The sequence below is a fragment of the Actinomycetospora callitridis genome, from assembly GCF_028737265.1.
GTDB lineage: Bacteria > Actinomycetota > Actinomycetes > Mycobacteriales > Pseudonocardiaceae > Actinomycetospora > Actinomycetospora callitridis.
On sequence record NZ_JAQZAK010000015.1, the window covers coordinates 54,211 to 78,752 of the forward strand.

Sequence of the window (24,542 nt, forward strand, 5' to 3'; positions counted from 1 at the left end):
GTACGGGAGCCGCCCCGGTCCTAGCATGTGATCGACACCGCCCGGCGCAGGAGGACACCCCACGTGAGCAGCACCCCCGACCTCGAGCTCCTCGGCCCCGACCCGGGCACCGACGCGCTCGCCGACGTGGACGCCGTGGTCGTCGGCGTGCGACCCGGGACCGACGGCGGCGACCCCGTCGTGGCCGGCCCGACGTCCGCGCTCGGCGACCTCGCCGGCGAGCTGCCCGGCCTGGTCGCGCTGCTCGGCGGCACGGGCAAGGCCGAGGAGGTCACCCGCGTCCCCACCCGTGGGTCGATCGGGGCGCCGCTCGTGGTCGCCGTCGGGCTCGGGGCCGAGCCGGGCGACACGGGCGGGGCGGGCGAGACGCCCGACCTCGCCGAGCAGGTCCGACGTGCGGCCGGTGCCGCGGCGCGGACCCTGCACGGGCACGCCGCCAGCATCGTCACCACGCTCTCCGCGCTCGACCTCGCTGCCGCGATCGAGGGCACGCTGCTCGGCGACTACGCCTTCACCGACTACAAGAAGGCCCCCGAGACCGCGCCGACCGAGCTCGCGATCGTCGGTCTCGTGGGCAACGACGACGCGTCGGTGACCCGGGCAGCCGCGGTCGCGAAGGCCGTCCGCCACGCCCGCGACTTCGTCAACACCCCGCCCAACGACCTCTACCCGGACGCGTTCGCGCAGCGGGCGCGTGCCCTGGCCGAGGCCGCCGGGGTGTCGGTGGAGATCCTCGACGAGTCCGCGCTCGCCGAGCACGGCTACGGCGGCGTCCTGGGCGTCGGCGGCGGGTCGTCGCGGCCGCCGCGGCTGGTCCGGCTGACGTACTCGCCCGCGAACCCGCGCAAGAAGGTCGCCCTCGTCGGCAAGGGCATCACGTTCGACACGGGCGGCATCTCGATCAAGCCCGCGGCCAACATGGACCACATGACCTCGGACATGTCCGGGGCCGCCGGGGTCGTCGCCGCGACCTGCCTGGCCGCCGACCTCGGGCTCGACGTCGAGGTCGTCGCCACCGTGCCGATGGCCGAGAACATGCCCTCGGGCACCGCGTACCGCCCCGGCGACGTCCTGACGATGTACGGCGGCACGACCGTCGAGGTGCTCAACACCGACGCCGAGGGCCGTCTCGTCCTCGGCGACGCCATCGCCCGCGCCTGCGAGGACTCCCCCGACTACCTGCTCGAGACCTCGACGCTCACCGGCGCCCAGCTCGTCGCCCTCGGCTCGCGGACGCCCGGGGTCATGGGCACCGACGAGTTCCGCGACCGGGTCGCCGCCCACGCCGTCGCCGCGGGCGACGGGGGCTGGGCGATGCCGCTGCCCGACGAGCTGCGCAGCGACCTCGACTCGCGGGTGGCCGACCTCGCCAACGTCACCAACCACCGCTTCGGCGGGATGCTCGTGGGCGGCATCTTCCTGCGGGAGTTCGTCGCCGACGGCGTGCCGTGGGTGCACCTCGACATCGCCGGACCGGCCTTCAACACCGGCGGTCCGCACGGCTACACGCCCAAGGGCGGCACCGGCGTCCCGGTCCGCACGATCGCCGCCGTGCTCGACGACATCGCCCGCAACGGCTGAGGTCGGCCGCGGGGGTTTCGCGGAGGTGGAAGGATGAACCCGGACAACGCCTCCCCGACACCACGATGTCGGGCCGGGGCCACCGCACGCCACACGCCGACGCGGGAGTAGCAGCAGTGAGCGACACGTACGACGTCATCATCCTCGGAGCCGGGTCCGGGGGGTACGCCTGCGCCTTCCGGGCCGCGGAGCTGGGCCTCTCGGTCGCGCTGGTGGAGAAGGACAAGGTCGGCGGCACCTGTCTGCACCGCGGCTGCATCCCGACGAAGGCCCTCCTGCACGCCGCCGAGGTCGCCGACTCGGCGCGCGAGGGCGAGCAGTTCGGCGTGAAGAGCTCGCTGTCGGGCATCGACATGAGCGGCGTCAACTCCTACAAGGACAACGTCGTCGCGCGCCTCTACAAGGGCCTGCAGGGCCTGGTGAAGGCGAACAAGGTCACGCTGATCGAGGGCGCCGGCAAGCTCGTGGGGCAGGACACCGTCGAGGTCGACGGGCAGCGTTACCAGGGCCGGCACATCGTCCTGGCCTCCGGCTCGTACTCGAAGACGCTGCCCGGCCTCGAGCTCGGCGGCCGGGTGCTCACCTCCACCGAGGCCATCAACCTCGACTACGTGCCCGAGCGCGTCGTCGTGCTCGGCGGTGGCGTCATCGGCGTCGAGTTCGCCAGCGTGTGGAAGAGCTTCGGCAGCGAGGTCACGATCGTCGAGGCCCTGCCGCACCTCGTGCCCAACGAGGACGAGTTCCTCTCCAAGTCGCTCGAGCGCCAGTTCCGCAAGCGCAAGATCGCCTTCAAGACCGGCACGAAGTTCACCGGCGTCGAGCAGAGCGCGGACTCGGTGACGATCAGCCTGGAGAACGGCGAGCAGATCGAGGCGGACCTGCTGCTCGTCGCCGTCGGCCGCGGCCCGAACACCGCCGACCTCGGCTACGAGGAGAACGGCGTCACCCTCGACCGCGGCTTCGTCCCGACGAACGAGCGCCTGCACACGGGCGTGGCCAACATCTACGCCGTCGGCGACATCGTCCCCGGCCTGCAGCTGGCCCACCGCGGCTTCCAGCAGGGCATCTTCGTCGCCGAGGAGATCGCGGGCCTCAACCCGCCGGTGATCGACGAGACGGGCATCCCGCGGGTCACCTACTGCGAGCCCGAGGTCGCCTCGGTCGGCCTCACCGAGGCGCAGGCCAAGGAGGTCTACGGCGAGGTGCAGACCCTCACCTACGACCTCGCCGGCAACGGCAAGTCGCAGATCCTCAAGACCTCCGGCGCCGTCAAGCTCGTCAAGGGCGGCACGAGCGACGACGCCCCCGTGGTCGGCGTGCACATGATCGGCACGCGCATGGGCGAGCAGGTCGGCGAGGCCCAGCTGATCTACAACTGGGAGGCGCTGCCCGCCGACGTGGCCAACCTCGTCCACGCCCACCCGACGCAGAACGAGGCCCTCGGGGAGGCGCACCTCGCGCTCGCCGGCAAGCCCCTGCACAGTCATGGCTGATCCTGGCCACCGCTGACCACACCCGAGACACGCACGAGGAGTCACGAGCACGATGGCCTACACCGTCCAGATGCCTGCTCTCGGGGAGAGCGTCACCGAGGGCACGGTGACGCGCTGGCTCAAGCAGGAGGGCGACCACGTCGACGTCGACGAGCCCCTGCTCGAGGTGTCCACCGACAAGGTCGACACCGAGATCCCGTCGCCGCAGGCGGGGGTGCTGCAGCGGATCGTGGCGCAGGAGGACGACACCGTCGAGGTCGGCGGCGACCTCGCCGTGATCGGCGACGAGGGCGAGGGCGGCGGATCGTCGGGCGGTGAGGCCCAGCCGGCCCAGGAGTCCCAGCCGGCCCAGGAGTCCCAGCCCGAGCCGGCCCCCGAGCACCAGCAGCAGTCCGAGCCGGAGCCGGAGCCGGCCCAGCCCGAGCCCCAGCCCGCGGCGGCGTCCTCGTCGGGCGGCTCGTCCGGCGGTTCGTCGGGCGGGGCCAGCACGACCGTCGAGATGCCCGCGCTGGGCGAGTCGGTCACCGAGGGCACGGTCACCCGCTGGCTCAAGCAGGTCGGCGACACCGTCGAGGTCGACGAGCCGCTGCTCGAGGTCTCCACCGACAAGGTCGACACCGAGATCCCCTCGCCCGTCGCCGGCACCGTGCTCGAGCTGCGCGCCGGCGAGGACGACACCGTCGAGGTCGGCGGCGCCCTCGCCGTGATCGGCGACGCGTCGCAGGCGTCGGGCGGGGGCTCGCCGGCCCCCACCCAGCAGGAGCCGCAGCAGCCCGAGCCCCAGCAGACCGAGCCGCAGCAGGCCGAGCCGCCGCAGGCCGAGCCGCCGCAGGCCGAGGCCGCCCCGCCGCGCGAGGACCCGCGTCCCGAGCCCGAGCGCCCGAACGAGCCGGAGCCCGCGGAGGCCCCGGCCGGCGCCCAGGCCGCGTCCGGCGCCGACGACTACGTCTCGCACGAGACCGAGCAGCCCACCGGCCCGAGCGGGCCCGCGAACGCGGGTGCGCAGAAGGCGCCGTCGCAGGCCTCGACGCAGGGCAACGGGGCGTCGGCCCCCGCGGGCGACGGGGGCGGGGAGACCGGCTCGCCGTACGTCACGCCGCTGGTGCGCAAGCTCGCCGCCGAGCGCGGCGTGGACCTGTCGTCGCTGACCGGCACCGGCGTCGGCGGCCGCATCCGCAAGCAGGACGTCGTCAAGGCCGCCGACGAGCAGGACAGCGCCGCAGCCACTCCGGCGGGCGACGCCCCGGCCGCGGCGCAGGCCGGGGGCGGCTCCGGCGGCGGGGCGGTGCACGGCGGCGAGGTGCAGAAGCCCTCGGCGTCCGGTTCCCGTGGCTCCTCCGGCGCGCCCGCGCCGGACACCTCGGGGCTGCGCGGCACCACGCAGAAGCTCTCGCGGCGCCGCGCCACGATCGCCAAGCGCATGGTGGAGTCGCTGCAGATCTCCGCCCAGCTCACGACGGTGGTCGAGGCGGACCTCACGCGGATCGCGCGACTGCGCGACCGGGCGAAGGCCGACTTCCAGAAGCGCGAGGGCGTGAAGCTCTCGTTCCTGCCGTTCATGGCGCTGGCCACCGTCGAGGCCCTCAAGGCCCACCCGCAGGTCAACGCGATGATCGACACCGAGAAGGGCGAGGTCACCTACCACGGTGCCGAGCACCTGGGCATCGCCGTCGACTCGCCGGCCGGCCTGATCGTGCCCGTGGTCCACGACGCCGGGGACCTCAACCTCGCCGGGCTCGCCCGCAAGATCACCGACGTCGCGGAGCGCACCCGGGCGAACAAGATCACGCCGGACGAGCTCTCGGGCGGCACCTTCACCATCACGAACACCGGCTCGCGGGGCGCGCTGATCGACACGCCGATCATCAACCAGCCCCAGGTCGGCATCCTCGGCACCGGCGCCGTGGTGAAGAAGCCGGTGGTGCTCCAGGACGACTCGGGCGGCGACGTCATCGCCATCCGCTCGACGGCCTACCTGTGCCTGTCCTACGACCACCGCATCGTCGACGGCGCCGACGCCGCACGCTTCCTGACGACGATCATGGACCGCCTCGAGGGCGGCGCCTTCGAGGGCGAGCTGGGCCTGTAGCTCGCGCTCCTGTTCCGACCGAAGGGCACCCTCGCGCGTTCTCTCCGCGCGACGGTGCCCTTCGGTCGTCGCGCCCCGAGCCACGCCGTTCCGGCGAAGGGCGCCCCTCGCCGCTCTGGCCGCGCGACGGTGCCCTTCGCGCGGAACAGGCCGGATACCCCACGACGGGGCCGAACGGCCGACCCCGGGTCGCGTCGGGCCGGACACTCCGCGACGATCACCCCATGCGCGTCGTCATCGCCGGGTCCTCCGGACTCATCGGCACCGCCCTGGTCCCCCGCCTGCGGGAGGCCGGGCACGAGGTCGTCCGTCTCGTCCGCCGGACCCCGCAGGCCCCGGACGAGCGCGGCTGGGACCCGGCCGCCGGGCACCTCGCGCCGGGCGCGCTCGAGGGCGCCGACGCCGTGGTCAACCTGTGCGGCGCCGGCATCGGCGACAAGCGCTGGACCGGCGCGCGCAAGCAGGAACTGCGCGACAGCCGGATGATCCCCACCGACGTCCTCGCCCGCGCCGTCGCCGAGCACGGTGTCCCGACGCTGGTCAACGGCTCGGCGGTCGGCTGGTACGGCGACACGGGCGCGATGGCCGTCGACGAGACCGCCCGTCGCGGCACCGGCTTCCTCGCCGACCTCTGCCGCGACTGGGAGGCCGCCACCAAGCCCGCCGCCGACGGCGGGGCGCGCGTCGTCCTCGTCCGCACCGGCCTCGTGCTCTCCCCGTCGGGCGGGCTCATGGGGCGGATCAAGCCGCTGTTCCAGTTCGGCCTCGGCGGCAAGCTCGGGCCCGGGACCCAGTACTGGCCGTGGATCTCCCTCGACGACGAGATCGGCGCGATCGTGTGGGCGCTCGAGCACGACACGGTCTCCGGTCCGCTCAACGCCACGGGGCCCGACCCGGTCACCAACGACGAGTTCACCCGGGTGCTCGGCGAGCAGATGAGCCGCCCCGCGCCCTGGGTCGTCCCCGGGTTCGCCATGCGGGCCGCGCTCGGACAGTTCGCCGACGAGGGCGTGCTCGTGAGCCAGCGCGTCCTGCCGGGCGTCCTCGAGCGCGAGGGCTTCGAGTTCCGCCACGGCACGCTCTCCGAGGCCCTGCACGCGGTGCTCGACGGATGACGGTCCCGGAACCCCTGCCCGACGCCGTCGACGTCGTCGTGGTGGGCGCCGGGCTCGCCGGGCTGCGGGCCGCGCGCACGGTGGCGCGGGCCGGGCGGTCGGTCGTCGTGTGCGAGGCCGGTGACGGTGTCGGCGGGCGGGTGCGCACGGACGTCGTCGACGGGTTCCTCGTCGACCGCGGGTTCCAGATCCTCAACACGTCGTACCCGGCGCTGCGCGCGTCGTTCGACCTCGACGCCCTCGACCTGCGCCGCTTCGTCCCGGGCGCCGCGGTCCGCGACGCCGACGGCCGCCTGCACCGCCTCGCCGACCCGCGCCGCGTCCCCTCGTGGGCGCCGCGCACCGCCCTCGACCGGCTGCTCGGGGTCGGCGCCAAGGCCCGGATCGCCGCGCTGGCCGTGCGCTCGCTGGTCGTGCCGCCCCGGACCCAGGCCCGCGCCCCCGAGCGCTCGACCGCCGACGAGCTCGCCCGCTGGGGCCTCGGCGGCGCGCCGACCGAGACGTTCCTGCGCCCGTTCCTCAACGGGGTGCTCGGCGACCGCGACCTGGAGACCTCCTCGCGGGTGTTCTCCCTGTTCTGGCGCAGCTTCGCCCTCGGCGACCTGACGCTGCCCTCGCGCGGCATCGGCGCGGTGCCGGCCCAGCTCGCCGCGCGGCTGCCGGCGGGGACGGTGCACCTCGGCACCCCCGTCGAGCGGGTCGGCCCCGGCCTGGTGGAGACGGCACGCGGCACGGTGCGCGCCGGCGCGGTGATCGTCGCGGCCGAGGGCACCGCGGCCTCGCAGCTGCTCCCCGGCCGCGTTCCGTCACCGCGCACGTTCGCGCTGACCACGCAGTACCACGTGGTCGCCGAGCCCCCGACCCGCCAGGCGCTCCTGCACCTCGACGGCGCGGGCGGACCGGTGGTCAACACCGTGGTGCTCACCGCGGCCGCGCCGTCCTACTCCCCCGACCACCGGCACCTCGTCGCCAGCACCGTCCTCGGCCCCGAGCCGTTGGCGGAGACCGAGCTGCGCCGCGAGCTCGCCCGCATCTGGGGCACGCCCGTCGGCGCGTGGGACGAGCTGGCGACGGTCCGGGTCCCGCGCGCCCTGCCCGCCGCGATCCCGCCGACCCCGGCCGGCCTGCAGCACCCCGTGGACCTGGGCGACGGCCTCTTCGTCGCCGGCGACCACCGCGACACCCCCTCGGTGCAGGGCGCGCTGGTCAGCGGGCGGCGGACGGCGCAGGAGGCGCTCCGGTACCTCGGGGCCGGGGTACCGTCGAGCCCGTGAGCCGTTCCAGCCGCGCCGCCGCCGAGCCCGTCGAGGTGCACGAGATCGGCACCGTCGACTACCAGGAGGCCTGGGACCGCCAGCGGGCCCACGCCGCCGCGCGGGTCGACGGCGGCCCCGACGTGCTCCTGCTGCTCGAGCACCCCTCGGTGTACACGGCGGGCAAGCGCACGCTGCCCGAGGAGCGCCCGGCCGACGGCACGCCCGTCATCGACGTCGACCGCGGCGGCAAGATCACGTGGCACGGCCCCGGCCAGCTCGTCGGCTACCCGATCATCGGGCTCGCCCAGCCGTTCGACGTCGTCGACCACGTCCGTCGTCTGGAGCAGGCGCTCATCACCGTGTGTGATTCCTACGGCCTGACCACCGGCCGGATCGACGGGCGCAGCGGCGTGTGGCTGCCCGCCGACGACCGCGGGCCCGCCCGCAAGATCGCCGCCATCGGCGTGCGCGTGGCCCGCGGCGTCACACTGCACGGCTTCGCCCTCAACGCCGACCCCGACCTCGCGGCGTTCGGCGCGATCGTGCCCTGCGGCATCCGCGACGCCGGGGTCACGAGCCTCACCGCCGAGCTCGGGCGCCGCGTGGGCGTCGACGAGGTGCGCGCGGCCACCCGCGACGCCGTGCTGGCGGCCCTGGAGGGCGACCTCGAGGTCACCGAGCGCACGCTGACCGTGGACGAGCCGCGCGAGGTCACCGTCGGCGGCCTCACCGTGCGCGTGGGCACACCGGCCGGGGCCTGACCCGCGAGCACCCCTGCTCGGTGATCGACGGAAGATGACGGACGCTCGACGTCTGCATCGGGGGAGTACGCCGGTAGGGGTCCGCCGCTGACGCTCAGGCGCGGCCTCAGGCCCCGCTGACGCTCAGGCGGGGCCCTCAGGCCGCCGCGAGCTGGGAGGCCACTTCCGACGCCACGAGCTCGAGGTGGTCGAGGTCGGAGAGGTCGAGCACCTGCAGGTAGAGGCGCTGCATCCCCGCGCGCTCGCCGAACGTCCCGATCTTGTCGACGACCTCGGCCGGGGTGCCGGCGATGCCGTTGGCGCGCAGCTCGTCGGGACGGCGGCCGATGGCGTCCGCGCGGCGGGCGACCTCGGCCTCGTCGCGGCCGACGCAGAGCACCTGCGCGGTGGAGCGGCCCAGGGTCGCCGGGTCACGGCCGCGCTCGCGGCACACGGTGTCGACGCGCTCCTGGCCCTCGACGAGGGCGTCGAGGCCGGCGAACGGCATGTTGAACTCGGTGGCGAAGTCCGCCGCGAGCTTCGGCGTCCGCGACGGCCCGTTGCCCCCGACGATGATCGGCGGGTGCGGGGTCTGCAGCGGCTTCGGCAGGCCGGGGCTGTCGTCGAACGTGTAGTGCTCGCCGGCGAAGGAGTACGTGACGCCGACCGGGGTGCGCCAGGAGCTGGTGAGGATCTCCAGCTGCTCCGCGAGCATCCCGAAGCGCTCGCGCAGCGGCGGGAAGGGGATGCCGTAGGCCCGGTGCTCGGCCTCGTACCAGCCGGTGCCCAGGCCGAGCTCGACGCGTCCGCCCGACATCTGGTCGACCTGCGCCACCGTGATGCCCAGCGGGCCGGGCAGGCGGAAGGTGGCGGCGGTCATGAGCGTCCCGAGGCGGATCGTGGTCGTCTCCCGCGCGAGTGCGGCGAGGGTCAGCCAGGCGTCGGTGGGCCCCGGGAGCCCGTTCGCGTCGCCCATGGCGAGGTAGTGGTCGGACCGGAAGAACGCGTCGAAGCCCGCCGCTTCAGCACACCTCGCGACGCGGAGCAGATCTTCGTAGGCGGCGCCCTGTTGGGGCTCTGTGAAGATCCGGAGGTCCACACGATCAGGGTAGTCATCCCGTCACGGTCCGAACCTTCCCCGCCCACATCGGTCTGAAGGACACGTCCGTGCGGCGTAGGGTCGGGCACGTGACGGTCGGCCCCAGCCAAGATCTTGCACGCGGACGGAAGATGTTGCGGCTCGAGGTCCGCAACTCCCAGACGCCCATCGAGCGCAAGCCGGAGTGGATCCGCACGCGCGTGGCCACCGGACCGAACTTCACCGAGCTCAAGGGCCTCGTGAAGGGTTCCGGTCTCGCCACGGTGTGCGAGGAGGCCGGCTGCCCGAACATCTTCGAGTGCTGGGAGGACCGCGAGGCCACCTTCCTCATCGGCGGCGAGCAGTGCACCCGGCGGTGCGACTTCTGCCAGATCGACACGGGGAAGCCCTCGCCGCTGGACCGCCTCGAGCCGCAGAAGGTCGCCGAGTCGGTGCGCCAGATGGGCCTGCGCTACTCGACGATCACCGGCGTCGCCCGCGACGACCTCGAGGACGGCGGCGCGTGGCTCTACGCCGAGACCGTCCGCCAGGTGCACGCCCAGAACCCCGGCACCGGCGTCGAGCTGCTCATCCCCGACTTCGACGGCCGGGACGACCAGCTGGGCCCCGTCTTCGACGCGGCCCCCGAGGTGCTGGCGCACAACCTCGAGACCGTGCCGCGCATCTTCCGCCGCATCCGTCCGGGGTTCCGCTACGAGCGCTCCCTCGACGTGATCCGCAAGGCGCGCGCCGCCGGTCTCGTCACCAAGTCGAACCTGATCCTCGGCATGGGCGAGACGCCCGACGAGGTCACGACGACGATGCAGGACCTGGTCGACGCCGGTTGCGACCTGCTGACGCTCACCCAGTACCTGCGGCCGAGCCTGCGCCACCACCCCGTGGAGCGCTGGGTCAAGCCCGAGGAGTTCGTGGAGCACCGGGACGCGGCGCTCGCGATGGGCTTCCCCGGCGTCATGGCCGGGCCGCTCGTGCGCTCGTCGTACCGCGCCGGGCGCCTCTACGCGCAGGCGAAGATCGCCCGTGGCGAGGCCCTGCCCGAGGGCATGGCCGAGCTCGCCGAGGAGGGACCGGCCCGCCAGGAGGTCGGCGAGGTGCTCGCGCGCTCGCGCTCCTGACCCACGCTGCGTGGACGGCGTGATGCCCCCGTAGGGCAGAATGGTGCGCATGGCGAAGCAGGGCTCCGGTGCGGCGAGCAAGGAAGAGAAGAAGGCCGCCAAGCAGGCCGCGAAGGCCGCGCGCCGTGAGCGGTTCAGCCAGATCTGGCAGGCGTTCCAGATGCAGCGCAAGGAGGACAAGCTCCTCCTGCCGCTGATGATCGGGGCGGTCGTCGTCACGGCCCTCGTCCTGTTCGGCATCGGCCTGCTCATCGGCCAGGAATGGTTCCTGCTGCCCACGGGCGTCCTGCTCGGCGTCCTCCTGGCCGTGATCATCTTCGGTCGCCGGGTGCAGAAGAACGTCTACGCGAAGGCCGCGGGCCAGCCCGGCGCCGCCGGCTGGGCGCTCGACAACATGCGCGGCCAGTGGCGCGTCACCCAGGCCGTCGCCGGCACCACGCAGCTCGACGCCGTGCACCGCGTCATCGGCCGGCCCGGCGTGATCCTGGTCGCCGAGGGCGTGCCGCACCGGACGAAGGGCCTCGTCGCGCAGGAGAAGAAGCGCATCGCCCGCATCGTCGGGCAGGTGCCGATCTACGAGGTCCTCGTCGGCGACGAGGAGGGCCAGGTGCCGCTCTCGAAGCTCCAGCGGCACGTCACCAAGCTTCCGCGCAACATCGACAAGAGCCAGATGGAGACCGTCGAGAAGCGCCTCGCCGCTCTGGCCAGCCGCAGCGGGCCGGCGATGCCCAAGGGCCCGATGCCCAAGGGCGCCCAGCAGATGAAGGGCATGCAGCGCACCGCGCGCCGCCGGTAGCTCGGCGGTGGCTCGCCGTCAGCGGGTCCGGATGACCACCGTGCGACTGGCACGGTCGTGGATGCCGCGCGAGTCCCGGTCCATGATCAGCGCCGGCACGATGAAGAACACCGAGGCCGTGCGCACCAGGGTCCAGAGCAGGCCGACCCCGGCCGACTCCGGACGGTCCAGGCGCACGACGCGCATCCCCAGCAGCGCCATCGCGGGCGTCGCACCGATCACCGCCACCGGCACGACCATGAGGATCGCCCAGGTCAGCAGGCTCCAGTTCTGGGGCGGCGCCGGGTAGGTGAAGATCAGGGCGACGACGCCGGCCAGCAGCGAGTCGAGCAGGAACTGCCCGCCGCGGCGCAGCAGCGTGGCCACGGAGCCGGGGCCGGTCTCGGGGAGCCCGAACCGCTCGCCGGGGTAGCCGTCGGCGTCGGGCGCCTCCCCGGGGCCCGACGGCGGGGAGGCCGGCCGGGTGCGTCCGGTCGCCGGGGCGGGACCGTCCGTGGCCACCTCACCGGCCGTGTCACCACGCGCGGGTCGTCCGGCGCCGTCCAGCCATTCACGAAACCACGACACCGTGACAGGCTACGGCCGTCGGGGGCCGGGGGCGCTGCGTCGTCGCGCGGCCACCCAGTGCGCGTTAACTGCTGTGAAACATGCTGGTGACGGGCGAGCAACAGCACCGACCTAGCGTCGGGATCACCTGGAACGGTCACGGACCTTGCCCCCGATCGGTGGGTACGGTGCCCTCCGCTGACCACTCGACCCCCCGTCGTCCCCGGCAAGCGTGTGAAGGAGCCACCGAGGGTGTTCAACAATCAGGACGAGGTCTTCAAGTACATCTCCGACGAGGGGGTGAAGTACGTCGACGTCCGGTTCTGCGACCTCCCTGGCCAGATGCAGCACTTCACGGTGCCGGCGTCGGAGCTCAAGGAGGGCGTCTTCACCGACGGCCTGGCCTTCGACGGCTCGTCGATCACCGGGTTCCAGAGCATCAACGAGTCGGACATGACGCTGCTGCCCGACCCGGCGACGTCCCGGATCGACCCGTTCCGGGCCCAGAAGACCCTGAACATGAACTTCTTCGTCCACGACCCGCTGACGCTCGAGGCCTACAGCCGCGACCCGCGCAACGTGGCCCGCAAGGCGGAGAAGTTCCTGTCCACCGTCGACGTGGCCGACACGTGCTTCTTCGGCCCCGAGGCCGAGTTCTACATCTTCGACTCGGTGCGCTACGACTCGAAGCCGAACGGCACGTTCTACGAGGTCGACTCGATCGAGGGCCACTGGAACACCGGTCGCGACGAGGTCGGCGGCAACAAGGGCAACAAGGTCTCGATGAAGGGCGGGTACTTCCCCGTCGAGCCGACCGACCAGAGCTCGGACCTGCGGGCCGCGATCGGCACCAACCTCATCAACTCGGGCTTCGAGCTCGAGAAGCTGCACCACGAGGTCGGCACCGGCGGTCAGGCCGAGATCAACTACAAGTTCAACACGCTGCTGCACGCGGCGGACGACCTGCAGTTGTTCAAGTACATCGTCAAGAACACGGCGTGGCAGGCGGGCAAGACCGTCACGTTCATGCCGAAGCCGATCGCCGGCGACAACGGTTCGGGCATGCACTGCCACCAGTCGCTGTTCAAGGGCGGCGAGCCGCTGTTCTACGACGCCAACGGCTACGCGGGCCTCTCGGACCTCGGCCGCCACTACATCGGCGGCATCCTGCACCACGCCCCGAGCCTCGTCGCGTTCACGAACCCGACGATCAACTCGTACCACCGCCTGGTGCCCGGCTTCGAGGCCCCGATCAACCTCGTGTACTCGAACCGCAACCGCTCGGCGTGCGTCCGCATCCCGATCACCGGCGACAACCCGAAGGCCAAGCGCCTCGAGTTCCGCTGCCCCGACTCGTCGGGCAACCCGTACCTGGCCTTCGCCGCCATGATGATGGCCGGCCTCGACGGGATCCGGAACAAGATCGAGCCGCCGACGCCGGTCGACAAGGACCTCTACGAGCTCCCGCCCGAGGAGGCCGCCGAGATCGCGCAGGTCCCGGCCAGCCTGGACGCCGCGATCAACAACCTCGAGGCCGACCACGACTACCTGCTCGAGGGTGGCGTGTTCACCTCGGACCTGATCGAGAAGTGGGTCGAGCTCAAGCGCGACGACGTGACCGGCCTGCGCCTGCGGCCGCACCCGTACGAGTTCGAGCTGTACTACAACTGCTGATCTCCTGAGCAGTGCCGGCGGCCCGGTCACCCTGGTGGTGGCCGGGCCGTCGTGCGTCCCGGCCCGTGGGTCAGCCGGCGTGGCCCTTGCGCACGCGCAGGACGGCGAGGGTCACGAGGACGATGCCCACGACGCCGACGGCGAAGATCACGATCCCGATGACCGGGTGGGGCGTGAACGTGAAGACGAGGCCGACGACCAGGAGCACGGCGCTGATCACCCAGCCGATCACACAGCCGCGCATCGTGGTGAGACCGAGAGCCGAGAACATGCCCGCCATGCTGGCACGACCGGCTCAGTGGCTCGCTCAGCGGCCGGGAGAACGGTCGTGTGATCTCTTGTCCGGGACGTCCTCGCGCAGCGACAGGGCCGCCGCGACGACGTACTGGTAGACGTAGCGGATCTCCTCGCCACGCCGGACGGGCAGGCACACCCAGCCCACCCACTCCCCCGTCGTCGTGCGGCGCCAGGCGAGCAGCTCGCCGGGGACGCGACTCTGGAGGTCGACGCCCTCGGGCATCGGCCGGACGGGCTGGTCCTCCGGGCGCGGGTAGGCGATCGCGAGGTCGACCCAGACGCGCTTGACCTCGTCGCGCTGCAGCGCGCCGGACCGGTCGTTGCGGCGCTGCGCCGGACCGCGCTCATCGAACACGTGTTCGATCGTCGGTCATCGACGGCCCGAACGCCACCCACCCGGCCGCACGCACCCCCGATCGCGGCGCACCTCACGCGGGGCACGGGCACCGTCTGCTGAGGCGCCGCACCGCAGCGAAGGGCACCCTCGCTCCGTCCGACGGAGCGAGGGTGCCGTTCGCTCGTTCCGGGGCGGGCAGGTCGCTCAGCGCGCGCGACGGGCACGTTCGGCAGCTCGGCAGGCTCGGTGATCATGCGCAACGTGCCCGTCGTGCGGGGCCGGAGGGGTGCGCCCCCGGGCGACCGACCGGCGTGTCGCTCGAGCGAGCCTGTGGCGATCCTGGCGTCCAGTGCCAGCGTGGACGCAGCGCTTGCACCGGAGGTGCACCAGGAGGTGCACCAGCCCCGGCGTCAGTCCACCAGGTAGAACACCCGGTCGACGACGGCGCGGGCGCGGCGGGTGACGCGGCGGTACTCGTCGAGGAACTCGCCGGGGTCGGCGTCGGCGTCGTGGCCCAGCGCGGAGGCGACGGCGGCGAGGTCGCGCCCCGAGCGCGGCACCTCGTCGGTGGGACGGCCGCGCACCAGGGTGGCGGCGCCGCGGGCCCGGGTCGCCATGGTCCAGCCGGCGGCGAGCTCCTCGGCGTCGCCCGCGTCGAGCAGCCCCGCCTTCGCCGCGGCGTCGAGGGCCTCGAGCGTCGACGGCGTCCGCAGCGACGGCACGGAACCGGCGTGCTGGAGCTGCAGGAGCTGCACGGTCCACTCGACGTCGGCGAGCCCGCCGGTGCCGAGCTTGGTGTGCAGGGCCTTGTCGGCCCGCCGCGGCATGCGCTCGTTGTCGACGCGCGCCTTGATGCGCCGGATCTCCACCGCCTGGGCGTCGGGCAGCCCGTCGGCCGGGTAGCGGTAGGGGTCGACGGCCTCGACGAACGCCGCGCCGAGCGCCTCGTCGCCCGCGACGGGGCGGGCGCGCAGGAGCGCCTGGTACTCCCAGGTGCTCGCGAGCTTCGCGTAGTAGTCCCGGTACGACGCGAGCGTCCGCACGAGCGGGCCGCTGCGGCCCTCGGGACGCAGCTTGGTGTCGACCTCGAGCGGCGGGTCGGGGCTCGGCGCGCCCAGGGCGGCGATCGCGGCCTCGGCGACGGCCTTCGTGTGGCGCACGGCCTCCGCGTCGTCGACACCGTCGGCCGGCTCGCAGACGAAGAGGACGTCGGCGTCCGACGAGTAACCCAGCTCCCCGCCACCCAGCCGGCCCATCCCGATGACGGCGATCCGGGCCGGGGGCGGGCCCTCGCCGTCGGCGAGCCCCCGCTCGGCGGCCGCGAGCGCGGCCTGCAGCACCGCCACCCAGATGCTCGAGAGCGCCTCGCACACCGCGGTCACGTCGATCAGGCCGAGGAGGTCGGCGCACGCGACGCGCACCAGCTCGATGCGGCGCATCGACCGGCCGACCTGGCCCGCCGAGGCCGGGTCGGTGTGCCGGCCGACGGCGTTGCGCAGCGAGGCGGCGACCTCGTCGGGCCTGCGGGCCACGAGATCGGCGCGCGGGCCGTCGCCGGCGAGCAGCCGCAGGACCTCCGGGGTGCGCGGCATCAGCTCGGCCACCCAGCGCGAGGTGCCGAGCACGCGCATCAGCCGCTCGGCGGCCACGCCCTCGTCGCGCAGGTAGCCCAGGAACCACGGGGTGTCGGCGAGCGCCTCGGAGACCTTCCGGTACGCCAGCAGCCCGTGGTCGGGGTCGGCGGTGTGGCCGAGCTCGTCGAGGAGCACGGGCAGCAGCGCGCGCTGGATGCGGCTCGCGCGGCTGACCCCGCTGGTCAGGGCCTGCAGGTGCCCGAGTGCGCCCTGCGGCGACGTCCACCCCAGCGCCTTGAGGCGGCGGTTGGCGGACTCGCTGGTGAGCACCAGGTCCTCACCCGGCACCCGGGCCACCGACTCCAGCAGCGGGCGGTAGAAGAGCTTCTCGTGCAGCCGGCGCACGCGCACCGTGTGGCGCGAGCGCTCGTGCTGGAGCACCCCCACGGCGTCGCGGGAGCCGTCGGCGCGCAGCTTGGCCGCGCGGGCGAGCCACCGCAGGCCCGCGGTGTCGCCGTCGGACGGGAAGAGGTGGGTGCGGCGCATCTTCTGCAGCTGCACGCGGTGCTCGAGCATCCGCAGGAAGCGGTAGGACGCGGCGAGGTTGGCGGCGTCGTCGCGTCCGACGTAGCCCCCGTCGGCGAGCGCGGCCAGGGCCTCGAGCGTGTTCTGGCTGCGGATCGTCTCGTCGCCGCGCCCGTGCACCATCTGCAGCATCTGGACGGCGAACTCGACGTCGCGCAGCCCGCCGCGGCCGAGCTTGATCTCGCGGTCGGCGTGGTCGGCGCGGATGTGGTCCTCCACGCGACGGCGCATGGCCCGGACGTCGGCGACGAAGTCGTCGCGGTCGGCGGCGCTCCACACCATGGGGTCGACGGCCTCGCAGTACTCGCGGGCGAGCTCCTCGTCGCCGGCGACCGGGCGGGCCTTGAGCAGCGCCTGGAACTCCCAGGTCTTCGCCCAGCGCCGGTAGTACGACACGTGGCCGTCGAGGGTGCGGACCAGCGCCCCCTGCCGCCCCTCGGGACGCAGGTTGGCGTCGACCTCGAGGAACGCCTCGGTGGCGATGCGCATCATCGTCGAGGCGAGCCGGGTGGCGACGTCCGTCGGGCCGTCGCACACGAAGATCACGTCGATGTCGCTGACGTAGTTCAGCTCGCGGCCGCCGCACTTGCCCATCCCGATGACCCCGAGACGGCACGGGAGCGGGTCGCCGGGCTGCCGGTCGTCCTTGGCGCCGAGGGCGTCGGCGACCGTGGCGTCCGCGACCGCCAACGCGGCCCGCAGGCCCGCGGAGGCGAGGTCGGCGAGCTGGGCCGCGACGACCTCGACCGGCACGACCGGCAGCTCGGGCTCGCACACCGACTGCAGGTCGGCGGCGGCGAGGGCCAGCACCTCGTCGCGGTAGGCCAGGCGCAGCACCCCGATCCCGGCGGGCTCGAGCACCGTGGCGCGGGGCACGTCGGCCCCGTGCTCGGCGCCCACCGCGGTCATCAACGTGCGGGTGCGCTCGGCGAGGTCGGGCAGCACCGAGGGGTCGTAGGTGCGCCCGGGTGTCCTCTCGCTCTGCAGGCTGCGCCAGCGCTCGGGGTGGGCGATGAGGTGGTCGCCGAGCGCCGTCGAGCCCCCGAGCACGCCGAACAGGCGGCCGCGCAGGCCCTGGTCGCCGCGCAGCGCCTCCGCGAGCGCCGCCCACTCCCCCTCGTCGAGCGATTCGCGCAGGCGCTCGAGCGCCAGCAGCGCGAGATCCGGGTCGGGGCTGCGGGCGAGGGCCCACACCGCGAGCTCGGTGCCCTCGACGGGGGCGTCGCCGTCCCACCAGCCCAGGTCGGCGAGCCGCGTCCCCGCGTCCGGGTCGGTGAGCCCGAGCCTGGCGGGGGCCCGCCCCGTGCGTCCGGCGGGGCGGCTCGACGGCGCGGACTCGGTCATGCCCCGAGCCTTCCAGGACGGGGCCCGTGCTGCCGCCCGCCCGCCCCGTCCGCTGGCAGGATCGCGGGCATGCAGCGCTTCCAGTACAAGGTCGTGCAGGTCCGCGAGGGCCTGATGGGCGGCAAGCTCTCCGACGACAAGCTCGAGCGGATCCTCAACGACGAGGCGGCCGACGGCTGGCAGCTCAAGGCCATCACGGCTGCCGACGTCAAGGGTCGCCTCGGCCCGGGCGGTGTGGAGGGCCTGCTGGTCACCTTCGAGCGCCCCGTCTAGCGCCGTCTAGAGGGTCGGCAGGTACGTCGCCAGCTCGTAGGGCGTGACGTTGCGGCGGTAGGCGTCCCACTCCGCGCGCTTGTTGCGCAGGAAGAAGTCGAAGACGTGCTCGCCGAGGACCTCGGCCATGAGCTCCGAGCGCTCCATCGCCGCGAGCGCGCCGTCGAGGTTCTGGGGCAGCGTCTCGTAGCCCATCGCCCGGCGCTCGCCCTCGGAGAGCATCCAGACGTTGTCCTCGGCCGCGGGCGGCAGCTCGTAGCCCTCGGCGATGCCCTTCAGCCCGGCGCCGAGGATCACCGCGTAGGCCAGGTACGGGTTGGCCGCGGTGTCGATGGTGCGCACCTCGACGCGGCGCGACGAGGCCTTGCCCGGCGAGTACATCGGGACGCGCACGAGCGTCGAGCGGTTGGCGTGGCCCCAGCACACGGTGGTGGGGGCCTCGCCGCCGACGATGAGGCGCTTGTAGGAGTTGACGAACTGGTTCGTCACCGCCGAGAGCTCGCGGGCGTGGCGCAGCACCCCGGCCACGAAGGCCTTGCCCGTCTTCGACAGCTCGTAGGGCTCCGAGGCGTCGTGGAAGGCGTTGTGGTCGCCCTCGAACAGGCTGATGTGCGTGTGCATCGCCGAGCCCGCGTGCTCGGTGAACGGCTTGGGCATGAAGGACGCGCGCACCCCCTGGGTGATCGCGACCTCCTTGACGATGTAGCGGAACGTCATGATGTTGTCCGCCATCGTCAGGGCGTCGGCGTAGCGCAGGTCGATCTCCTGCTGGCCGGGGCCACCCTCGTGGTGGCTGAACTCCACCGAGATCCCCATCGCCTCGAGCGACTCGATCGCCCGGCGCCGGAAGTGCGGCGCGGCGTCGTGGCTGGCCTGGTCGAAGTAGCCGCCGGTGTCCGCCGGGACCGGGGGCGTGCCGTCGCCGGGCAGGTCGCGCAGCAGGTAGAACTCGATCTCGGGGTGCACGTAGCAGGTGAACCCGGCCTCGGCGGCGCGCGAGAGCGCGCGGCGCAGCACGTGGCGCGGGTCGGCCCAGGACGGCGAGCCGTCGGGCATCGTGATGTCGCAGAACATGCGCGCCGAGTAGTGCCCGCCGCCCGCGGTCTCCCAGGGCAGCACCTGGAACGTCGACGGGTCGGGCTTCGCGACCATGTCCGACTCGTAGACCCGCGCGAAGCCCTCGATCGCCGAGCCGTCGAACCCGATGCCCTCGGCGAAGGCGCCCTCGAGCTCGGCGGGCGCGACGGCCACCGACTTGAGGTATCCCAGCACGTCGGTGAACCACAGCCGCACGAAGCGGATGTCGCGCTCTTCGAGCGTGCGCAGGACGAACTCCTGCTGGCGATCCATGGGCCAGACCCTAGGTGTGCCTCCAGATCCCCGAAAGCGGGGATGGGTCACGCGTGCCTAGGTGGCCGGACACGTCGCGTTCGGCGGGGCCGGGGTGTTGTCGATCAGGTAGCGCGTGGCGATGTCGTCGACGCACGGCGAGTTCTGGAACACCGCGGTGTGCTCGTCGCCGATCTTCGTCACCAGGGAGCCGCCCAGGGCCCGGGCCAGCTCCACGCCCGCCTGGTACGGCGTCGCGGGGTCGCCGGTGGTCGAGACGACCAGGGGCGGCGCCAGGCCCGGCACCTGCGGCAGGTGCGGCTGGCTCGTCGGCGGCACCGGCCAGAAGGCGCAGCTGTCGCGCGCCGACGAGACGCCGCGGCCGCTGTCGAGGAACGGCGCCACCTCGTTGTAGGCCTGCGCGCGGGCCAGCGACTGCGCGGGGTCGGTGATGCGCGGGTCGTCGACGCAGCGGATGGCCTCGAAGGCGTCCTGCGACGAGGCGTAGGTGCCGTCGGGGTTCCGCTCGTAGTACTCGTCGGCGAGCGTCATGAGCTGCGACCCCTGGCCGGCGCGCAGGTCGCTGAGCGCGCGCACCAGCCGCGGCCAGTACGCCTCGACGTAGAGCGCGTTGATCGTGCCCTGCTGGGCGTCGGCGTAGGAGAGCACCCGGCCGTCGCGCAGGGGCAGCGGCGCGGTGATCAGCGGGCGGGTGAGCTGCTGGTACGCCGCCGTCGTCTGCGCCGGGTCCTGGCCCAGCGGGCAGTTCGGGCGGGTCGTGCAGTCGCGGGCGAAGGCGTCGAACGCCCCCTGGAAGCCCCGGCCCTGCTCGACCAGCTCCGTCACCGGGTCCTGGTCGGGGTCCAGCGCGCCGTCGAGCACCATCGCGCGCACGTTGCGGGGGAACTGCTCGGCGTAGGTGGAGCCGATCCGGGTGCCGTAGGAGTACCCGAGGTAGGTCAGCCGGGCGTCGCCGAGCGCGGCACGCAGCACGTCCATGTCGCGGGCGACGTCGCGCGTCCCGACGTTGGCCAGCACGTCCGGGCCGGTGCGCTGGGCGCAGCGGTCGACGGTCTCGCGCTCCTCGGCCTCGGTCTGGGCCACGCCGGCGGGCGAGGAGTCGGTGTCGTCGTCCCGGCGGTCGGCGTCGCGCTCCGGGCCCTCGAGGCAACGGATCGTCGGCTCGCTCTCCCCGACGCCGCGGGGGTCGAAGCCGACGACGTCGAAGCGGCGCCCGACCTCGGTCGACGCGAGCGACGTCGAGAGGTAGGCGGCGGTCTGGATACCCGAGGCACCCGGACCACCGGGGTTGATCACGAGCGAGCCGATGCGCTCCGGCGAGGCGGGCGCCGCGTGGCGCAGCACCGCGATCGTGCCGGTCCGGCCGTCCGGGGCCGCGTAGTCGAGCGGCACCTGCATCCGCGCGCACTGCAGCGAGGGGTCCGCGTAGATCTGGCGGTCCTCCTCGGTGGCGGCGAACGGCGCGCAGGGACCCCAGGCGAGCTGCTGGCCGTAGAACGCCTCGAGCCCGGGCGGGGCGCTCCCCGCGGGGTCGGGCACCGCGACACCCGGGACGACCTGCGCACATCCCCCGAGCAGGATCGCGGCGATCCCCACCACGGCGGCGACGAGGGCCCTCGGACGACGGCGCTGCCGGCTCGCGGTGGATCGCACGGCGGTCACCCTGCCACGGGCCCCGTGACCGTCCGGTGACGGGCTTCCCGGGCGAGGTGAGCGGTGTCCGACATCGCACTGTGAGGCTGGTCCCAGCGGGCGGCCGGGTCGCCGCGGCGGTGCGAGCGTTGGCCCGGCAACCTCCCGACGACCCGGGGACCCGCCGCGCTCGGTGGGCCTCGAGGCAAGGACGGACGACGATGACGTCACCCGGTTCCACTCCCCCGCAGCGTCGCCGCACCCGCGTGCACCACCTCCGGGAGATGAAGGCACGCGGCGAGCGGTGGCCGATGCTCACGGCCTACGACGTGAACACGGCGCGGATCTTCGACGAGGCGGGCGTGCCCGTCCTGCTCGTCGGCGACTCCGCCGGCAACACCGTGCTCGGCTACGACACCACCGTGCCGGTGACCACCGAGGAGCTGCTGATCCTCACCCGCGCCGTGGTGCGCGGCGCCCCCCACGCCCTCGTCGTCGCCGACCTCCCCTTCGGCAGCTACCAGGTCTCGGTCGAGCAGGCCGTCACCACCGCCGTCGAGTTCATGAAGAGCGGCGGCGCGCACGCGGTGAAGCTCGAGGGCGGCGCGCACTACGCCGACCGCATCCGCGCGATCGTCGACGCCGGCATCCCCGTGATGGCGCACCTGGGCTTCACCCCGCAGAGCGAGCACGCCCTCGGCGGCTACCGGGTGCAGGGCCGGGGCGAGGACGCCGCGGACAAGATGCTCGCCGACGCCCGCGCGGTCACCGAGGCCGGCGCGTTCGCGGTGGTGCTCGAGATGGTGCCCGCGCACGTCGCCAAGCGGGTGACCGCCGAGGTCCCCATCCCGACCGTCGGCATCGGCGCGGGCCCGGAGTGCGACGCCCAGGTGCTCGTGTGGACCGACATGGTCGGCCTGTCCGACCCCGCGCGGCGCACGCCGAAGTTCGTCAAGCGCTACGCCGACATGGGCTCGGTGCTCGCCGACGCCGCGGGCTCCTACGCCCGCGAGGTGCGCGACGGCGTCTTCCCGGGCCCCGAGCACAGCTTCGACTAGGTGGCCTTCGGCCATGTGAGCACTTCGGAGTGCTGGAGCACCTCGAAGTGCTCACATGGCGTCAGCCACCGTCCTCGCGACCAGGGCCGGGTCCTCGAGCGGCATCGAGTGCCCGACGCCCGGCAGGGCGATCAGCTCGGCGTTCGGCAGCCAGCCGGCCAGCGTCCGCGTGGTCTCCTCGTGCGCCTTCGTCACGCCGGCGATGCCGTAGACCAGCGTCGTCGGGGTGCCGACCCGAGCCGCGACGGACTCGTCGATCGTCCACTCCATCGCCGCGACGACCTCGTCGGCGAAGAAGAAGCGGGCGTCGCGGACGATGCGCTCCATCGCGTCGACGCCGAGCCGCTGCCGGGCGACAGCCGCCCAGTCCGGCCCGGCCACCCCGATCAGGAACGTGTCGACCGCGCCCCGGATGTCCCCGGACTGGGCCGCGCCGACGGCCGGCCCGACCGCCGTGCGCACGAGCTCCTCCGACGACGGTCCGGCCGGGCTCGGCGCCGGCTCCAGGAGCACCAGCCGTGCGACCGCCTCGGGCGCGTCGATCGCGCCCTGCAGCGCCATGCTCGCGCTCGACGAGTGCCCGACCCATGTGGCGCGCTCGATGCCGATCTCGCGCAACAGCGTGCGGGCCTGGCGGGCGTGGTCGGCGAAGGTCAGGTGCGTCTCCGGGGTGGAGCTCTCGCCGTACCCGGCGCGGTGCACCTCGACGAGGCGCACCCCGTCGAGGGCGGGCTCGTCGAAGACGGGGGCGAACCAGTCGCCGAAGGCTCCGGCGTGCAGGAGCAGGACGGGAGCGCCCGCGCCCCGCTCCCGGTACTGCAGTCGGGCGTCGCCCACGTCGACGATGCCGGTGGTGATCTCGTGTGTCCGTGTCATGGCTCCGACCCTGCTCGGTGCCGTGTCGCGGCGTATCCGTGAGGCTCACGGATCCAGGGGTCCACGGATCCGGGACTCAGCGCGGGAGCCGGCTCCGCAGCTCGACCCGGCTCGCCGCGCCGGTCTTGGCCAGCAGGTTCGCCACGTGGGTCTCGACGGTGCGCCGCGACAGGTGCAGTCGCGCGGCGATCTCCGGGTTGCCCAGGCCCGCGCCGACGAGCCGCAGCACCTCCATCTCCCGCCCGGTGACGCCCCGCGCCCGGAGCGCGGGCGGGACGTCGACGACGTCGCGCTGCGGGCGCGGCACCGGCGCCCCGAGGCCCCGCAACCGCTCACGACACCACTCCGCGAGCCGCACCTCCTCGGTGCCGGCCGCCCACGCCAGGGCCTCGTGCAGGACGGGGACGGGGTCGCCGAGGACGGTGTGCTCGAGCAGGAAGCAGCGCAGGAGGTGACGGAAGAAGGGCCGGGCCAGGAGCTCGTCGGCCGCGGCCAGGTCGGGTGCGGGGTCGTCGCCCCGCTCGGCGGCGGCCACCGCGTCGCAAAGGTGCAGCGCACCGCGGTTGAGCGCCTGGACCAGCACGTCGGACCGGCGCAGCTCCTCCCGCGGGCCGGGATCGTCGGGCGCGACCGCCGTGCGCAGCACCGCCCGCTCCCCCCACCCCGGGGTCGGGCTCGTGGCCTCGGCGCGGCGCAGCGGGTCCACGGTGTCGTCGTACGCGAGGAGCGCGGCCGCCGTGTCGCCGGCGAGCCAGCGGTCGTGGGCCCGCCCGAGAGCGCGGGCGCTGGCGATGTGCACCGGGTTCGCGGCGAGCTCCGTCGCCTCGGTCAGCAGCGCGTCGGCCTCGTCGAGGCGACCGTCGAACACCCGCCCGCGCGCCACGAAGCCCAGCGCCTGGGCGCGGGGTCCGCGCAGCCCGAGACGGCCGGCGCGCTCGGCGACCCGCTCGGCCTGCGCGGCTGCGGCGACGGGACCGAGCCGGCCGTTGTCGACGGCCACCAGCTGCAGCTCGAGCATCGTCGCGGTGCCGATCAGGCCCGCCTCCTGCGCCAGCTCCCGCGCGCGGCGCAGGGACCCGCCGTCGCCGGTGCCGAAGATGTCCGCGACGCCCAGCTCGGAGAGCGCGCGGAGGCGCCAGTCGGTCAGTCCGTCCCGCTCGGCGATCTCCGCCGCGCGCCGGAACGCCGCCGCCGACCCCTCCGGATCGCTGCGCCGCAGCGCCCGCCCGACGACCTCGAGGGCCTCGCAGGCGGCCTCACCCCGAGCGGTGACCAGCGCGCGCCGCGCCAGGTCCACCGCGTGCGTCACCTCCCCCGTGCCCGCGGCGACCTGCGCGGCGACGGCGAGGACGCGCGGGTCGTCGGGGGCCTCGGCGCGCGCGAGGAGGTCCTGCGCCTCCGCGAACCGCTCGGCCGCGACGCAGGCGCGCGCCAGGGAGACGGCGAGCGCGGGCCCGTCCGCGCGGCCGAGCAGGGGCCCGCCGACGGCCAGCGCCTCGTCGGTGCGGGCGGCGAGGGCGAGCACCTCGACGCGCTCGAGGGCGACCGGGACGCGGTGTCCCTCCCCCGCCAGCGCCGTCGCCTGCTCGAGGACCGCGAGCGCCGCCGACCGGGCGCCCGCCGCCCGGTGCTCGCGGGCGTGGCGCAGGAGCAGGGCGGCCGCGCGGTCGGGGTCGCCGCCGCGGGCGTGCAGCTCGGCCACGCGGGCGAGG

At 74.0% G+C, this 24,542-nt stretch carries 20 protein-coding genes; 11 read left to right on the top strand and 9 right to left on the bottom strand.

Annotated elements, in window-relative coordinates; translation table 11 throughout:
• Positions 1-63: 63 nt before the first annotated feature.
• The 6 genes from PH191_RS28795 (at position 64) to lipB (ending at position 8,295) form a co-directional block, all read left to right on the top strand.
• Positions 64-1,581: a leucyl aminopeptidase gene (locus tag PH191_RS28795; protein WP_420791863.1), complete on the top strand. Its 1,518-nt coding sequence runs from the start codon at positions 64-66 to the stop codon at positions 1,579-1,581.
• A gap of 116 nt (positions 1,582-1,697) precedes the next feature.
• Positions 1,698-3,074, top strand: coding sequence for a dihydrolipoyl dehydrogenase (lpdA, locus tag PH191_RS28800; RefSeq protein ID WP_274198060.1), 1,377 nt, complete (start codon positions 1,698-1,700; stop codon positions 3,072-3,074).
• Between the two features lie 52 nt (positions 3,075-3,126).
• Positions 3,127-5,163 (top strand): 2-oxoglutarate dehydrogenase, E2 component, dihydrolipoamide succinyltransferase, encoded by a 2,037-nt coding sequence (sucB, locus tag PH191_RS28805; RefSeq protein ID WP_274198061.1) that lies wholly within the window; start codon positions 3,127-3,129, stop codon positions 5,161-5,163.
• A gap of 224 nt (positions 5,164-5,387) precedes the next feature.
• Positions 5,388-6,278, top strand: coding sequence for a TIGR01777 family oxidoreductase (locus tag PH191_RS28810; RefSeq protein WP_274198062.1), 891 nt, complete (start codon positions 5,388-5,390; stop codon positions 6,276-6,278).
• Entirely contained in the window at positions 6,275-7,552 is a 1,278-nt protein-coding gene (locus tag PH191_RS28815) for an NAD(P)/FAD-dependent oxidoreductase (protein ID WP_274198063.1), read from the top strand. Before PH191_RS28810 ends, PH191_RS28815 begins: the two co-directional genes overlap by 4 nt.
• On the top strand, positions 7,549-8,295 hold the full coding sequence (gene lipB, locus PH191_RS28820) for a lipoyl(octanoyl) transferase LipB (RefSeq protein WP_274198064.1): 747 nt from the start codon (positions 7,549-7,551) through the stop codon (positions 8,293-8,295). Before PH191_RS28815 ends, lipB begins: the two co-directional genes overlap by 4 nt.
• 136 nt (positions 8,296-8,431) lie before the next feature.
• Here lipB and PH191_RS28825 read toward each other — a convergent pair whose 3' ends face one another.
• Positions 8,432-9,373: an LLM class F420-dependent oxidoreductase gene (locus PH191_RS28825; protein ID WP_274198065.1), complete on the bottom strand. Its 942-nt coding sequence runs from the start codon at positions 9,371-9,373 to the stop codon at positions 8,432-8,434.
• A gap of 131 nt (positions 9,374-9,504) precedes the next feature.
• Here PH191_RS28825 and lipA point away from each other — a divergent pair, with 131 nt between their 5' ends.
• Together lipA and PH191_RS28835 are read left to right on the top strand one after the other, a co-directional pair.
• Positions 9,505-10,488: a lipoyl synthase gene (gene lipA / locus PH191_RS28830; RefSeq protein WP_274198066.1), complete on the top strand. Its 984-nt coding sequence runs from the start codon at positions 9,505-9,507 to the stop codon at positions 10,486-10,488.
• Between the two features lie 49 nt (positions 10,489-10,537).
• Complete coding sequence (locus PH191_RS28835) at positions 10,538-11,284, top strand: DUF4191 domain-containing protein (RefSeq protein WP_274198067.1); 747 nt, start codon at positions 10,538-10,540, stop codon at positions 11,282-11,284.
• Positions 11,285-11,302: 18 nt separating this feature from the next.
• Here the strand turns inward: PH191_RS28835 and PH191_RS28840 are convergent, their stop codons facing one another.
• A complete protein-coding gene (locus PH191_RS28840) occupies positions 11,303-11,785 on the bottom strand; it encodes an RDD family protein (protein ID WP_274198068.1) in 483 nt (160 codons plus the stop codon).
• Between the two features lie 297 nt (positions 11,786-12,082).
• Here PH191_RS28840 and glnA (PH191_RS28845) point away from each other — a divergent pair, with 297 nt between their 5' ends.
• On the top strand, positions 12,083-13,504 hold the full coding sequence (glnA, locus tag PH191_RS28845; RefSeq protein ID WP_274198069.1) for a type I glutamate--ammonia ligase: 1,422 nt from the start codon (positions 12,083-12,085) through the stop codon (positions 13,502-13,504).
• Between the two features lie 70 nt (positions 13,505-13,574).
• Here the strand turns inward: glnA (PH191_RS28845) and PH191_RS28850 are convergent, their stop codons facing one another.
• From PH191_RS28850 to PH191_RS28860, 3 genes are all read right to left on the bottom strand, one after another.
• The gene (locus PH191_RS28850; RefSeq protein ID WP_274198070.1) at positions 13,575-13,775 is read right to left on the bottom strand and encodes a hypothetical protein; all 201 of its coding nucleotides are present in this window, start codon (positions 13,773-13,775) and stop codon (positions 13,575-13,577) included.
• A gap of 36 nt (positions 13,776-13,811) precedes the next feature.
• Complete coding sequence (locus tag PH191_RS28855) at positions 13,812-14,156, bottom strand: hypothetical protein (RefSeq protein ID WP_274198071.1); 345 nt, start codon at positions 14,154-14,156, stop codon at positions 13,812-13,814.
• Between the two features lie 392 nt (positions 14,157-14,548).
• The gene (locus tag PH191_RS28860) at positions 14,549-17,641 is read right to left on the bottom strand and encodes a bifunctional [glutamine synthetase] adenylyltransferase/[glutamine synthetase]-adenylyl-L-tyrosine phosphorylase (RefSeq protein WP_274198072.1); all 3,093 of its coding nucleotides are present in this window, start codon (positions 17,639-17,641) and stop codon (positions 14,549-14,551) included.
• A 69-nt stretch (positions 17,642-17,710) separates the two neighbouring features.
• Between PH191_RS28860 and PH191_RS28865 the strand changes: the two genes are divergently transcribed.
• The gene (locus tag PH191_RS28865; RefSeq protein ID WP_274190247.1) at positions 17,711-17,914 is read left to right on the top strand and encodes a DUF4177 domain-containing protein; all 204 of its coding nucleotides are present in this window, start codon (positions 17,711-17,713) and stop codon (positions 17,912-17,914) included.
• Between the two features lie 6 nt (positions 17,915-17,920).
• On the opposite strand, the gene glnA (PH191_RS28870) is transcribed toward PH191_RS28865, so the two are convergent.
• Together glnA (PH191_RS28870) and PH191_RS28875 are read right to left on the bottom strand one after the other, a co-directional pair.
• On the bottom strand, positions 17,921-19,264 hold the full coding sequence (gene glnA / locus PH191_RS28870) for a type I glutamate--ammonia ligase (protein ID WP_274190248.1): 1,344 nt from the start codon (positions 19,262-19,264) through the stop codon (positions 17,921-17,923).
• A gap of 57 nt (positions 19,265-19,321) precedes the next feature.
• Entirely contained in the window at positions 19,322-20,917 is a 1,596-nt protein-coding gene (locus tag PH191_RS28875; protein WP_274198073.1) for an alpha/beta hydrolase, read from the bottom strand.
• 200 nt (positions 20,918-21,117) lie between these two features.
• On the opposite strand from PH191_RS28875, the gene panB reads away from it, so the two are divergent.
• Entirely contained in the window at positions 21,118-21,954 is an 837-nt protein-coding gene (panB, locus tag PH191_RS28880; RefSeq protein WP_274198074.1) for a 3-methyl-2-oxobutanoate hydroxymethyltransferase, read from the top strand.
• 51 nt (positions 21,955-22,005) lie between these two features.
• Here panB and PH191_RS28885 read toward each other — a convergent pair whose 3' ends face one another.
• Together PH191_RS28885 and PH191_RS28890 are read right to left on the bottom strand one after the other, a co-directional pair.
• The gene (locus PH191_RS28885; RefSeq protein ID WP_274198075.1) at positions 22,006-22,830 is read right to left on the bottom strand and encodes an alpha/beta fold hydrolase; all 825 of its coding nucleotides are present in this window, start codon (positions 22,828-22,830) and stop codon (positions 22,006-22,008) included.
• A 76-nt stretch (positions 22,831-22,906) separates the two neighbouring features.
• A partial coding sequence (locus tag PH191_RS28890; RefSeq protein WP_274198076.1) for a helix-turn-helix transcriptional regulator occupies positions 22,907-24,542 on the bottom strand: 1,636 nt, incomplete at its 5' end.